Annotated in this window: 11 protein-coding genes; 2 read left to right on the top strand and 9 right to left on the bottom strand. The window is 42.9% G+C overall.

The window, feature by feature from the left end:
- Positions 1-202 precede the first annotated feature (202 nt).
- The 4 genes from fusA to CXF62_RS08885 all read right to left on the bottom strand — a co-directional run bounded on the left by fusA (position 203) and on the right by CXF62_RS08885 (position 5,272).
- The gene (gene fusA / locus CXF62_RS08900; protein WP_101205359.1) at positions 203-2,329 is read right to left on the bottom strand and encodes an elongation factor G; all 2,127 of its coding nucleotides are present in this window, start codon (positions 2,327-2,329) and stop codon (positions 203-205) included.
- A 343-nt stretch (positions 2,330-2,672) separates the two neighbouring features.
- The gene (rpsG, locus tag CXF62_RS08895; RefSeq protein ID WP_057761735.1) at positions 2,673-3,146 is read right to left on the bottom strand and encodes a 30S ribosomal protein S7; all 474 of its coding nucleotides are present in this window, start codon (positions 3,144-3,146) and stop codon (positions 2,673-2,675) included.
- Between the two features lie 218 nt (positions 3,147-3,364).
- The gene (rpsL, locus tag CXF62_RS08890; protein ID WP_011281154.1) at positions 3,365-3,739 is read right to left on the bottom strand and encodes a 30S ribosomal protein S12; all 375 of its coding nucleotides are present in this window, start codon (positions 3,737-3,739) and stop codon (positions 3,365-3,367) included.
- Positions 3,740-4,150: 411 nt separating this feature from the next.
- Complete coding sequence (locus CXF62_RS08885; protein WP_102093986.1) at positions 4,151-5,272, bottom strand: EcsC family protein; 1,122 nt, start codon at positions 5,270-5,272, stop codon at positions 4,151-4,153.
- A gap of 488 nt (positions 5,273-5,760) precedes the next feature.
- Here CXF62_RS08885 and CXF62_RS08880 point away from each other — a divergent pair, with 488 nt between their 5' ends.
- Together CXF62_RS08880 and CXF62_RS08875 are read left to right on the top strand one after the other, a co-directional pair.
- A complete protein-coding gene (locus CXF62_RS08880; RefSeq protein WP_102093985.1) occupies positions 5,761-6,996 on the top strand; it encodes a beta-ketoacyl-ACP synthase II in 1,236 nt (411 codons plus the stop codon).
- Between the two features lie 3 nt (positions 6,997-6,999).
- The gene (locus tag CXF62_RS08875; protein ID WP_102093983.1) at positions 7,000-8,706 is read left to right on the top strand and encodes an anthranilate synthase component I family protein; all 1,707 of its coding nucleotides are present in this window, start codon (positions 7,000-7,002) and stop codon (positions 8,704-8,706) included.
- 115 nt (positions 8,707-8,821) lie between these two features.
- Here the strand turns inward: CXF62_RS08875 and hisC are convergent, their stop codons facing one another.
- From hisC to CXF62_RS08850, 5 genes are all read right to left on the bottom strand, one after another.
- The gene (hisC, locus tag CXF62_RS08870) at positions 8,822-9,955 is read right to left on the bottom strand and encodes a histidinol-phosphate transaminase (protein ID WP_102093981.1); all 1,134 of its coding nucleotides are present in this window, start codon (positions 9,953-9,955) and stop codon (positions 8,822-8,824) included.
- Between the two features lie 74 nt (positions 9,956-10,029).
- The gene (gene hisD, locus CXF62_RS08865; RefSeq protein WP_102093980.1) at positions 10,030-11,325 is read right to left on the bottom strand and encodes a histidinol dehydrogenase; all 1,296 of its coding nucleotides are present in this window, start codon (positions 11,323-11,325) and stop codon (positions 10,030-10,032) included.
- A gap of 250 nt (positions 11,326-11,575) precedes the next feature.
- A complete protein-coding gene (gene hisG / locus CXF62_RS08860) occupies positions 11,576-12,268 on the bottom strand; it encodes an ATP phosphoribosyltransferase (RefSeq protein WP_102093978.1) in 693 nt (230 codons plus the stop codon).
- A gap of 116 nt (positions 12,269-12,384) precedes the next feature.
- Positions 12,385-13,653, bottom strand: a complete 1,269-nt coding sequence (gene murA / locus CXF62_RS08855) for a UDP-N-acetylglucosamine 1-carboxyvinyltransferase (protein ID WP_102091609.1) — start codon at positions 13,651-13,653, stop codon at positions 12,385-12,387.
- Positions 13,654-13,764: 111 nt separating this feature from the next.
- Positions 13,765-14,016: a BolA family protein gene (locus tag CXF62_RS08850; protein WP_102093977.1), complete on the bottom strand. Its 252-nt coding sequence runs from the start codon at positions 14,014-14,016 to the stop codon at positions 13,765-13,767.
- Positions 14,017-14,052: the final 36 nt, after the last annotated feature.

Here is a 14,052-nt window from a genome sequence, read left to right as displayed (position 1 = left end):
GGTTCAAGACTTAACTCATATAAATATGATTATTAAGACGATTTTGACCACATTAAGATAATTGTTAAAAGGTTGCACATACTAATGTGCAGATATTATAAGAAAATCGCGGCCAATAACAAGTCTTTTAACAAGTTATTGGCGTATTCTTTAGTGACAATACACAGACTTACTCTATATTGTCACTTTCAGTAAGTTTTATTTACTCGTCATCATCTTTAGAGTTGAACTTAGAGATGATTTCAGCAGCAACTGATTTTGGAATTTCAGCGTACTTTTGGAATTCCATTGAGTAAGTTGCACGGCCTTGTGACATAGAGCGCATTTGAGTGGCATAACCAAACATTTCCGCTAATGGTACTTCAGCACGAATCTGTTTAGTACCGCCAGGTAGATCTTCCATACCCTGTACCAAACCACGACGACGGTTAAGATCGCCCATGATGTCGCCCATGTAGTCTTCAGGTGTTTCAACTTCTACTTTCATTACTGGCTCAAGTAGCGCTGGATCAGCTGCTAAGAAACCTTTTCTGAAGGCCATAGAACCAGCCATCTTAAATGACAATTCATCAGAGTCAACGTCATGATAAGAGCCATCATACAAGGTCGCTTTTACGCCAACTACTGGGTAGCCTGCAAGTACGCCGTTTTTCATGCGCTCTTGGATACCTTTATCAACAGCACCGTGGAATTCTTTTGGTACAGTACCACCAACAACTTCTTCAGCGAATTCATATTCAGTGTCGCCAGCTGGATCAAGTGGCTCAAGACGTAACCAAACGTGACCAAACTTACCACGACCACCTGTTTGACGTACGAATTTGCCTTCTTGTTCAACAGTGTTACGAATCGTCTCACGATAAGCAACCTGAGGTGCACCGATGTTTGCTTCAACGTTGAATTCACGCTTCATACGGTCAACAAGAATCTCTAGATGTAGCTCACCCATACCACTGATGATTGTCTGACCAGATTCTTCGTCAGTGTGTACACGGAACGATGGATCTTCTTTTGCCAAACGGCCAAGAGCGATTGACATTTTTTCTTGGTCAGCTTTGGTCTTTGGCTCAACAGCTAGAGAGATAACTGGATCTGGGAATTCCATACGCTCAAGAGTGATCACGTTGTCTTCATCACATAGCGTATCACCAGTAGTCACATCTTTCATGCCGACTAGAGCTGCGATATCACCAGTACGAATCTCTGCAAGCTCTTCTTGAGAGTTTGCCATCATCTGTACGATACGGCCAACACGCTCACGCTTCATCTTAACTGGGTTATAAACACTGCTACCCTGCTTCATTACACCAGAATAAACACGTACGAAGGTTAAGTTACCAACGAATTTGTCATTCATGATTTTGAACGCTAGTGCTGAGAAAGGTGCTTCATCTGATGCTTCACGGCTGCCTTCGCTTTCGTCTTTGTCATCAAGAATACCTTTAATAGCAGGTACGTCGATTGGTGCAGGTAGATACTGAATAACGGCATCTAGCATCTTCTGTACACCTTTGTTCTTAAAGGCAGTACCACAAAGAAGCGGGATGATTTCGTTATCGATGGTTAACTGACGAATAGCACCGTGAATTTGTTCTACAGTCAATTCACCGTTTTCTAGGTATTCGTTCATCAACTCTTCGTTTGCTTCAGCAGCGTTTTCTACAAGATGCTCGCGGTATTCTGCTGCTTTTTCTTGTAGTTCAGTTGGGATTTCGCGCTCATCATACTGCATACCTTGAGACGCTTCGTCCCAATAGATAGCTTTCATGGTCACTAGATCAACAACGCCTTCGAAGTCATCTTCTTTACCAATTGGGATAACCAATGGTACAGGGTTACCGCCTAAGCGAGTTTTGATCTGTTCGATAACACGATAGAAATCAGCACCAACACGATCCATTTTGTTTACAAATGCAAGACGTGGTACTTTATATTTGTTCGCCTGACGCCATACGGTCTCAGACTGTGGCTGAACGCCGCCTACTGCACAGTAAACCATGCAAGCGCCATCAAGTACACGCATAGAACGTTCAACTTCGATCGTGAAGTCAACGTGACCTGGGGTATCGATGATGTTGATACGGTGTTCGTCAAACTGTTTAGCCATACCTGACCAAAAACAAGTTGTTGCCGCTGAGGTAATAGTAATACCACGCTCTTGTTCTTGCTCCATCCAGTCCATAGTGGCTGCGCCATCATGTACTTCGCCAATTTTGTGGCTAACACCGGTATAGAATAAAACACGCTCTGTAGTGGTTGTCTTACCAGCATCGATGTGCGCTGAGATACCAATATTGCGATAGCGTTTTAGGGGAGTTTTACGAGCCATAGTGTTTTCCTAGGAAAAGTCGTGTATATAATAATGTATTGTGTCTCTACCTCATACTCTATGACAAAGCGTTCAGCTTCGTAATATTACTTACTGATTATTGAGCCTAATACGGACAAAAAAAGAGCAAATACTAAGAATAGTGCGGCATCAAATTTGGGATGCTCTCCAGCAAAAACTGTATTTGTTAAGAGAGACATCTGGATAGATGTCCGCCACCTCAGTCATCAATAAATAACATTTATATATGACCGAATGATGATGGCGGCAATCAATAGAATAAACAACAATGTAAGATTAGATGGCATGAGCCTCTAATCTCAAGCTACTATTAAAAAGTAGCTTAGAAACGGTAATGAGAGAATGCTTTGTTAGCATCTGCCATGCGGTGAACTTCGTCACGCTTTTTCATAGCAGCGCCTTTGCCATCAGCAGCATCATTCAATTCGCCAGCTAAACGCAAAGCCATTGATTTTTCAGAACGCTTAGCAGCAGCTTCAGCTAACCAACGCATAGCCAATGCAGTACGACGGGAGGGGCGTACTTCCATTGGTACTTGATAGGTTGCACCGCCAACGCGGCGAGCTTTTACTTCTACCATTGGGCGTACATTTTCTAGCACTTCTTCGAAGAAAGATACTGGATCTTCAACTTTACGCTTCTCACTTACTGTCTCAAGTGCACCGTAAACGATACGCTCAGCAGTAGATTTTTTACCATCACTCATTACATGGTTGATGAATTTTGCAACAGTTTGGCTACCAAACTTAGGATCCGGTAGGATCTCACGGGCAGCAACGACGCGACGTCTTGGCATAATAAATTTCCTTATCTTCAGGAGTGTCTAACATTCACAACATCGACTACTTATCATTAGGATATAGCAGTGAGTTATCAGTTAGCCTTACTGCATGGTGGTATGTTTTAATAGCAAATCACAGATATATATTTATATAAAAGCGATATTACTACTGACACCAAACCCATGCACAGTTATTGGGTAGTGCAAAAAGCTTATCTAATAACGTTTAGTTATTAAACTTTAGGCTTCTTAGCACCGTACTTAGAGCGACCTTGCTTACGGTCTTTAACGCCTGCGCAATCTAATGCACCGCGAACAGTGTGATAACGTACACCCGGTAGATCTTTTACACGACCACCACGGATTAGAACAACACTGTGCTCTTGTAGGTTATGACCTTCGCCGCCGATGTAGCTTGATACTTCATAGCCTGAAGTCAAACGTACACGACATACTTTACGCATGGCAGAGTTAGGTTTTTTTGGCGTGGTAGTATATACACGAGTACATACACCGCGACGCTGTGGGCACGCTTCCAACGCAGGAACTTTTGACTTTTCCTTGATGGTTTTGCGACCTTTACGAATCAATTGGTTAGTTGTTGCCATAAGGCATCCTTCTCCCGTTTGGTATAAAACAAAAAAATGGGCCAATGCACCATCTATCTGACAATAATTGCAGATTTCGGAGCACCCATTTTTAGGACAGTGTATTATAAAGAGTTGTTGCTGCTATTTCAACCACTTATGAATGGTTTCGCTTTACAACATTTGATAGATATGCATTCAGCCTCTCATTGTATCACTTTATCGTTTTTTCGCCGAAAAATAGCGTAAGAAATAAAGTAAACAAAGCGAGCTCAAGCATCATTAAGAAAAGATGTTTAACATTGAAATGGTACTTGATAGTAACTAAGTGGTGGTATTTATCCTAATTTTCAAGTCGTGTTGCTCAATCAAACTAAGATAAATACCATTGCGCTTATAAAGCTGTAACCTAACTAGCAAATAATATGTTTATTACTTGGCTTTTTTATCAGACGTTTGCTTGTCTGACTCTTTTTTACTGCTAGTTTCTTCTTTACTAGTTTTTTCTTTATCAATGACTTTTTCTGAATCAGTGCTTTCTTCTTTGCGCTCTGTGTCTTGTTTCGCCTCATCAGTACTAGCCTTTTCTACTTTAGCCTCACTACTGCTGTCATCAGTAATAGCACGATTAGCCAATTTTGCTTCTGGTGCAAAGGTCGCTTGAGCAACGCCAATAACTTCGTCAATCAATTGACTGTTATAGTGCATGCCGATCGCTACTGCGGTGACAGGAATAAAACGACGAACCCATGATAAATTAATCTGATCTAAATCAATACCTACTTGACTGGCGACTTTGTCTATTTGCTCAGCATAGAAATTTACATTTTTATTTTTCAGACCGAGATTTTTAAGTTCACTATGTAGTCCGTTGCTCTGAGCATTATCAAGCAAACCTTTGCCAATACCTAGACCAGCTAGTAGCGCTTGTTTTTCTTGCATTTTGCTCAAGTCAGCGTTTGATAGTAGTTCGTACGCCATCTTGACGCCTTGCTTACCTGTCAGCGGCTTATTATATACAGCAGCAATCTGATAAACCGTACGTAATGAAACCAGTAATAGCCATAATGTATCAGCGAGCAAACCTGGTAGACCTGCCAAACCTGTCAAACCACCCATCATTGCAAGCGCGCGGTTTTGATTAGCGATATCAGTAGCTAACGCATAACGCTCTTCGTCATCTAAAGTAGCAATATTGGCAAAGCGATGTTCATTAGGTAAGTCTAGTTGACTCCAGTTGGCAGCGAGGTTGGCCACTTGGGCAAATGCACCATCAACTGTCGATTGAAAAAAGCTATTCGGCACGACTTTCTTGGCATATTTACCATAAGTAGCAAAACGTGGTCCTAAAAGTTGCTGCGTCGCCTTCAACGTTTGCTCACGAAACAAGTCTTGTTGGTAGTCTTCATCGCCTAGGTCTACAGCTTTATATTGACGCGGTTTGCCCGTTTTAGCGTTTACGCTATCAATCATAGCCCCTACACGCTCTAGATTGTTTCGAGTAAAAGAGCCAATGGTATTGATGCTTTTAGAAAGAGTACTACGCTTTGCCATCGTGATGTCCTTAATATGATGAGTTGGTTTTTTAATATAATTGTATTTTAATATGATATTTAATTATTAGTAATAATGAGTCTATTATTTTAGCCAGTTATCGTAACTGGTGTCAGTGCGAACAATGTTATTAGAATCACAAATTTTGTATCTAAAGTATAATTCTGTCCATAGCCAGTAGCTAGGCTTACTTCTCATTTTTTCATTCAGTATTGAATCATAAGCGTTATTTTGTCGTTATTTTGCACTTGCGCAAAGATTTCGAAAGCTTGATACGTTATCATGTGCCATAATTCACAGTACACTTGTACTTTATTTACAGATTACCATTTATAGATCATCGATTTTTCTATGGTTTATATAATGGCGATAAAGTACGACGGCACTTAACATTGATTGATATAACCAATATTTGGTTAATAGTACCAATATTTAAAAACGATTATTGAAAGCAATTCTCAAGGATTGTTACTCATAAGGAATAGAATATGCGTCGCGTAGTTATTACTGGAGCAGGGATTGTCTCTTGTATCGGACATGATTTAGACACTGTCACCACTGCCCTCAAAGAAGGTCAATCTGGCATCACATTTAATGATTCTTATGCTGAGCACGAGTTTAAATCACACGTGAGCGGTAGCATCAATCAATCAGAACTTGATACCAGTGGTATCGATCGTAAGCTGAAACGGTTCTTTAGTGACGCCAGTCTCTATGCTTATGTTAGTGCGCTAAATGCGATTGAGCACTCAGGACTATCGCTTGATACCATCAATAACAACCCACGAGTGGGTGTGGTGGCAAGTTCGGGCGGCGCATCAACAGAAAACATCGTCAATGCTATCGACGCTATGCGCGAAAAAGGTCTACGCGGTGTCGGCGCAATGGCAGTACCAAAGACAATGGGCAGCTCGGTATCAGCTGCTTTAGCAACCGGCCTCAAAATCCAAGGCGTCTCCTACTCGCTCGCCTCTGCTTGTGCGACTTCGACACACTGTATCGGTCATGCTGCTGAGCTTATCCAATTGGGTAAAGCCGATGTGATATTGGCTGGTGGTAGTGAAGCTGAGCATTGGACACAGTCTTGTATGTTTGATGCCATGGGCGCAGTTAGTACTCAGTATAACGACACACCAAAACTTGCCTCAAGAGCCTATGACAAAGACCGTGACGGTTTTGTGATTGCTGCTGGTGGCGCGATGGTGGTTGTAGAGAGTCTGGAGCATGCTCAAGCACGCGGCGCTAATATTTTGGCTGAAATCGTTGGCTATGGTGCCAGCTCTGATGGTGCAGAAATGGTTGCGCCAAGCGGTGAAGGTGCAGTTCGCTGTATGCAACAAGCCTTGGCCGAAGCGGGTCTAGAAAGTGTCGATTACATCAACAGCCATGGTACTAGTACACCGTTAGGCGATATTACTGAGCTTAAAGCGATTGCTAAAGTATTTGATAATGACATCAGTAAAGTACCTGCTATCAGCTCAACCAAATCAATGACAGGTCATAGCTTGGGTGCTGTTGGTGCACAAGAGCTGATTTATTGTCTACTGATGCTACAGGACGGCTTTATCGCTCCAAGTATCAATGTTGATAACTTGGACCCTGCTGCTGAAGGTTTCGATATTGTCACCGAAATGCGTGAAGCAAATCTTGAAACCTTGATGAGTAATAGCTTTGGCTTTGGTGGTACTAACGCTACGCTAATTATCAAAAAGTTTGACGCTTAACCCATGCTTGTATCAAATCACAATACAACTGAGCAGACAGATTCTGCGCCATCGCCAGCTAGCAAACCTAGCTGGCGTTTTGGTGATTTGTCAGCGGCTGAATTAATGCCACAGCTAAGACGCCATTTACTTAACCAAGATGATGCAGCAAATTGGCAATTGGCTTGGTTAAATAACGATGGACGACCAGTAATTGGCTTGCTGCCTAAAGTCAGCTGGTCGGTTTATCCAACTGATCAAAAACCTTCTAAAGATTCAGTCAATACTTATAGAGTGGTTAAAAACTGCCGTGATAACTGCTTTACTCATAGCGAAAATACCATGACAGCCTATATGAGTTATCTAGAATGGCAAAATGAGCTTATTGCTTACAGCAAAGCTTATGATACCGATAATAATAGCTCAAATAACGTAAACCCGAAAAGCACAAAACCCTGTTATCATCATGGTCTGATTGGTTTTATTGGTTATGATATTGCGGCCTATGAGCTAAGCCCTGCCGATAGAATTGAATTGGCAATACAGCCGTGTGCTTCATTAGGGCATTATGATATTTATCTAACACCTACGGCACATGCTGATACAGGTTGGACGTTAAAGAATCATCTAACTAACGACGATGCTTCTGAGAATACCGATCATGAGACAAACGATATTCTTATAAATACTCTTACCTCTTACCTAGGTGAACTGGATCAAAAACTGTCTGATAAACATCTCAATCAACCACAGTTTAAAGATGTATCAAACATCACTCCCCTAGTTTTAAGTCCGCGATGGAGTAAGCTTAATTATCAACAAGCATTTAATCGTACACAAGACTATCTAGAACAAGGTGACTGCTATCAGATAAACCTGACACAGAAATGGTCTGGCAGTTTAGCGTATAAAAATAACGATGTTCAATCAGCCTTTTCGCTTATTGACTATTTGCCTGCGCTATATCGCAATACAAAAGTGCCTTTTGCAGGATATATGAGCGTTGATAGCAATGATGGTGATTACCTAAATAGAAGCAGCAGCTTTAACACAGATAGCAATCATTTTGAATTGTTAAGCTGCTCACCTGAGTTATTTTTTACATTCACTAGAGAAGTTGATACTGGCAAACACTCTATTCGCACCAAGCCTATCAAGGGAACCATGCCGCGAGGTACGTCTAACGAGCAAGATGAGCGCTATAAACAGCAATTGGTCAATAGCGAAAAAGACCGTGCCGAAAATGTCATGATTGTCGATTTACTGCGTAATGATTTGGGCAAATACGCCAAAATTGGCACTGTGAAAGTACCACAGTTATTTGCAATTGAGAGCTTTAGTAACGTGCATCATATGGTGAGTACCATTACTGCTGAGCTAAAAGCTGATACTCATCCGTTGGCTGTATTGTTTGGTAGTCTGCCTGCTGGCTCTATTACTGGCACACCGAAAAAACGCGCTGTTGAGATCATCGCTGAGTTGGAGTCTACGCCACGCGGTGCCTACTGTGGCACTATGGGTTATATGAACTTTGATGGTAGTGGTCAATGGAATGTGCTCATTCGTACTTTGCAAGCCAACGCTTTGTCGAATGATGACTGTAATAAAGAAAGACACGTTAACCTGTGGGCAGGTGGCGGTATTACGGTCGCATCCGATTGTGATGCTGAATACCAAGAATGCTTAGATAAAGTAGGTAATCTACTGGCGGTGTTGGCGAAAAAAGTATAAATGACTGAAATACTATTTTGCGCTGGTCTCTAAAGAAAAAAAGCCTGCTTAACATTGCGTTAGCAGGCTTTGTTAGTACTTATCGATAGCATCTACTACACAAGCAGGTAAACCATTAATCAGCCGTCATGCTAGTCTCTGTATGCAGCTCTTTTAGCGCATTAATCAAACGCTCATGCTGATCTGAGGTACCAACAGTAATACGCAAATACTCGTTAATGCGCGGCTTATCAAAATGGCGAACGATAATCCCTTGATCACGCAAGGTACTCGCCACAGTACTTGCATTACCATCTTTTGGACGCGCAAAGATAAAGTTGGCATGCGAGGGCAATACTTTATAGCCTAGCGCCGCCAACTCTGATGTCAATGACGTACGCAAATCGATGACCTGTTGGCGCGTTTGCTCAAAGTAATCAGTGTCTAACACACTCGCAGTCGCCCCAGCTTGAGCCAACTTATCCAATGGATAGCTGTTAAAGCTATTTTTCATACGTGTTAGTGCTTCAATCAACGATGCATTACCAAAAGCCATACCAACGCGCAATCCAGCAAGCGAGCGTGATTTTGAAAAGGTTTGGGTCACGATGACGTTATCACATTCATTGATTAGGCTAACTGCTGAGACTGGAGCATCTGCATTGCTCTCGTCTATCTGAGCAAAATCGATATACGCTTCATCAATAACAATGACCGCATTAGAATGCTCACTTGCAAGTTTACGAATATCAGCAAGTGATAATAGCAAACCTGTTGGCGCATTCGGATTGGCAATGATGATACCGCTACAAGGCTGACGATAAGCATCAGGGTCAATGCTAAAGTCTTCTTCTAGAGGAATCTGTACAAGCTCTACACCAAACGTCTGCGCATATACAGGATAGAAGCTATAACCAATATCAGGTGATAAAAGCGGACGCTCTTTTAGGAAAAAACTGGCAAATATAAGCGCCAAGACTTCATCTGAGCCATTACCAACAAACACTTGGCTGACATCAAGGTCATATGCTTGTGCCAGTGCAGCACGTAGGTCGTTGGATTCAGGTGCCGGATATAAACGCAGCTCTTGCGCTTGCTGAGTGAGTATCTTAGCGATTGCCTCCCCTACTTTTGGTGAGGGCGGAAACGGGTTTTCATTGGTGTTCAGTTTGCATAAATTGTCGTGCTGTGGCTGCTCACCCGGCACATAAGGTGACAAGTTGCGTGCTTTAGATGACCAAAGTCTGGTATCTATCTTTGACTCACTCATAAATTATCCTACTATTAGCCACAAAGACTATTAAAAATAAATATCAAAAGTAAAAGCTAAAAATTCAAAATCAATTACTGATAACGATAACGAGCTGAACGCGCATGGGCTTCTAAGTCCTCACGTTGCGCTAAAATATCAGCTGTCTCAGCCAAAGGCTTACTACCGGATTCACTGCAATAAATGATGGAGGATTTCTTTTGAAAATCATAAACACCTAACGGCGAAGAAAAGCGAGCAGTGCCTGATGTTGGCAGTACATGATTTGGTCCTGCACAGTAATCTCCAATAGCTTCAGGCGTATGACGACCCATAAAGATAGCGCCCGCGTGACGAATATCGTTTAACAGTGCGTCAGGGTTATCAACAGATAACTCTAAATGCTCAGGGGCGATACGATTGATAAGTGCCATACCTTCGCTACGATCTTTTACCAAAATCAGTGCACCGCGGTTCTGCAATGAGTCACGCGCGATGTCCGCTTTTGGCAGCTCAGCCAGCGCTTTTTCTATCTCAAGTGCTACTTCGTTGAGCTGTTCTTCACTAGTCGTCACAAAGATAGCTTGTGCAATACGATCATGCTCAGCTTGAGACAATAGATCCATCGCTAGCCAGTCCGCTCTATCTTGTGCTTCGCCTTCTGCATATACCAATACTTCTGAAGGTCCAGCAATCATATCAATACCAACTTGACCAAATACCGCTCGTTTGGCTGCGGCGACATATTTATTGCCTGGTCCTGTAATTTTGTCCACGGCTGGAATCGTTTCAGTACCGTAAGCTAAAGCTGCTACTGCTTGAGCGCCACCAATAGTGAAGACGCGATCGACTTGGGCCAAATGGGCCGCTGCCAATACTAACGGATTGAGCACGCCTTTAGGCGCTGGTACGACCATGATAACTTCAGTGACGCCAGCTACCTTAGCAGGAATGGCGTTCATCAATACTGAAGAAGGATAAGAAGCTAAACCACCAGGCACATAAATCCCAACGCGATCAAGTGGCGTGACTTTTTGACCCAATCGGTTGCCTAGCTCGTCTTCATACTGCCATGTTTCTTGTACTTGGCGCTCATGGAATGTCTGTACCCGAGTCGCTGCTGTGGTCAACGCTGTCTTCACTTTTTCATCAAGATTGGCAAACGCTTCAGCAAGCGCTTCTTTAGACAACTCTAACTCTTGCATCGACGTTGCTGGATGCTGGTCAAACTGCTGAGTCAATGCCAATACGACGCTATCACCATCAGCACGTACTTGGGCGATGATATTATCGACGGTATGTAATAGTTCAGCATCATTGACTGTTTCAAAGGCAAGCAATTGTGTCAACTGGCTATCAAAATCGGTATCTTGGGTACTTAACTGGCGCATGACCTAATCCTATATCTGAGCATAAAATACTGCTAAAAATAAATGAGGTAAACATAACTAACGTATGCTTAATTTTTATAAAATTACGGCTTATTCGCTGTCTTCTACTGTAGAGTTTACTTATATTTTATTTTTTGACAAACCAAGACAACAAAACCAGTTTAGCACGCTGTATCTATCATAGAGCGCCAAACTGGTTTAAAAATTTGTATAACCGTGCTTTATATTACCAATGATTAACACTGGTATATTAGGCATTGGCAATACTGTCTTTAAAGCTGTCTAAAATTGGTTCTAGCAGGGCGAATTTGCGCTTGTAGCTGACCTGATTAACGATAAGACGTGATGAGACATCACAGATATGGTCGCGGGCTTCGAGCCCATTCGCACGTAGCGTATTACCAGTATCGACCACATCAACAATCAAATCACCCAGACCCACCAGTGGCGCAAGCTCCATCGAGCCATACAGCTTGATGACATCGACTTGCTGACCTTGACTGGCAAAATAAGCGCGCGCCACGTTGACGTATTTGGTCGCGATGCGTAGGCGACGATTGGGTAGCGGCGCATCTTTCACACCAGCGGTCATTAGCTTGCACTGAGCAATTTTTAAATCGAGCAGCTCATATACATGATTGGCACCATGCTCAAGTAGCACATCTTTACCTGCCACCCCAAAATCAGCTGCCCCATGCTCGACATAGGTCGGCACGTCACTGGCACGCAAAATTAATACGCGTACATTTGGGTTTGATGTCGGAAAAATGAGCTTGCGAGAGGCTTCAGGGTCTTCTAGTAAGTCAACGCCAGCTGCACGTAAAAGTGGCATGGTTTCTTCTAGAATACGGCCTTTTGACAACGCTAAGGTTAGACCTGAAAACGCATCGTTTACTTCGTTTAATAAACCACTGGCTGGTAAAGGTTTGCTTGTCTCAGTCATAATGACATCATGTCCATGTACAGTTGATACCTCCCCCTAATTAAAAATGATAAAAAGGTAAGGAGATTTTAATTTATGGTGTAATTTGCCCAAAAGTTAGCATCAATCTGATGATGCTAATCGTTGGTATTCACACGCTGAATATTGACACCAAGGTTACGCAGCTTTTCTTCGACATGCTCATAACCGCGATCAATATGATAAATACGGTCGATTAAGCTCTCGCCTTCTGCAGTTGCAGCCGCCATTACCAATGACATAGAAGCACGTAAATCCGTTGCCATAACTGGTGCTGCAGTAAAGTTTTCCACACCTCGTACTACGGCAGTGTGACCGTCAACCTGAATAGACGCGCCCAAACGATTGAGCTCTGGTACATGCATATAGCGGTTTTCGAAGATATTTTCAATAAAAGTACTTGTACCGTCAGCTAAGCAAGCAATCGCCATTAGCTGAGCTTGCATATCCGTTGGGAAACCAGGATGTGGCTGTGTACGGATATCAACTGCCTTTGGACGACCTTTCATTTGTGCGCGAATCCAGTCATCACCACTCGTGATAGTTGCACCCATGTCTTCGAACTTCTCTAGCACTGGCGTCAATAATAGAGCGGATGTTTTTTTGGTCAATACGTCACCACGTGTCATCAAGGCACCAGCAAGGTATGAGCCTGTTTCGATACGGTCAGGAACCACTGAGTATTCACAGCCGTGTAGACGCTCTACCCCTTCGATGGTCATCGTTGATGTACCGATACCGCTTATTTTGGCACCCATTGCAACCAACATATTGGCCAAATCAACCACTTCTGGCTCTAACGCACAATTGCCTAAGACGGTTGTACCTTTGGCCAATGCTGCTGCCATGATGACGTTTTCAGTACCGCCGACGGTAATCATATCAAATGAGAAATTACAGCCTAATAGCTTGCCACCTTTTGGCGCTTGGGCTTTTACATAGCCATTCTCTACACTGATTTCGGCACCCATCGCTTCAAACGCTTTTAGATGCTGATCAACAGGGCGTGAACCAATAGCACAGCCACCTGGCAATGAGACTTCGGCTTCGCCAAAACGTGCAAGTAACGGCCCTAGCACCAAGATTGACGCGCGCATGGTTTTTACCAAATCATACGGGGCATAAAAGTTATCGATACTCTTGGTATCGCAAGTGACCGTATCATCTTGCTTTTGGATTTTGATACCCATGCCACCGATCAATTCAATCAACGTTCGCACGTCTTGTAGTGACGGCACGTTATGCAGTGTCGTTGGAGTCTCAGCCAATATCATAGCTGCGAGTAACGGCAAAGCGGCATTTTTGGCGCCTGAGATGGTGACTTCCCCTGCGATACGACTACTACCAGTGATTAAAAATTGATCCATAAAGGTGACAACCTAGCGATGAGTATAAAAAATTATGAAAACCAGAACTACAGCGCTCAACCATGCATATGGCCGATTCAGTAATATCTAGTCATATAGACAGCTATTTGATTAGCCTTTTGATTGAGCGTTCCACTCAGCAGGCGTCAGCGCTTGGATATTGAGTGCGTGAATATCGCCACTCGCAATCTTATCATTGACTAACGCATATACTGCTTGCTGACGTTGAACCGCGCGCTTGCCTTCAAAGCTGGCATCGACCACGCGTACGTCAAACTTATTACCTTGGTTGGCAGCTTGAATAAAAGCGTCTGGGAAGTGAGTCTGTAAAAATGCGATCAAATCGTCAGCGTTCATGCTCATAGAATAGTCTGCCTTAAAGTTTAGAATAGGGTATAG

It is taken from the genome of Psychrobacter sp. MES7-P7E (genome assembly GCF_002863645.1).
In the GTDB taxonomy this organism is placed as follows: Bacteria; Pseudomonadota; Gammaproteobacteria; order Pseudomonadales; family Moraxellaceae; genus Psychrobacter.
This window is presented reverse-complemented; position numbering and strand designations above follow the sequence as displayed.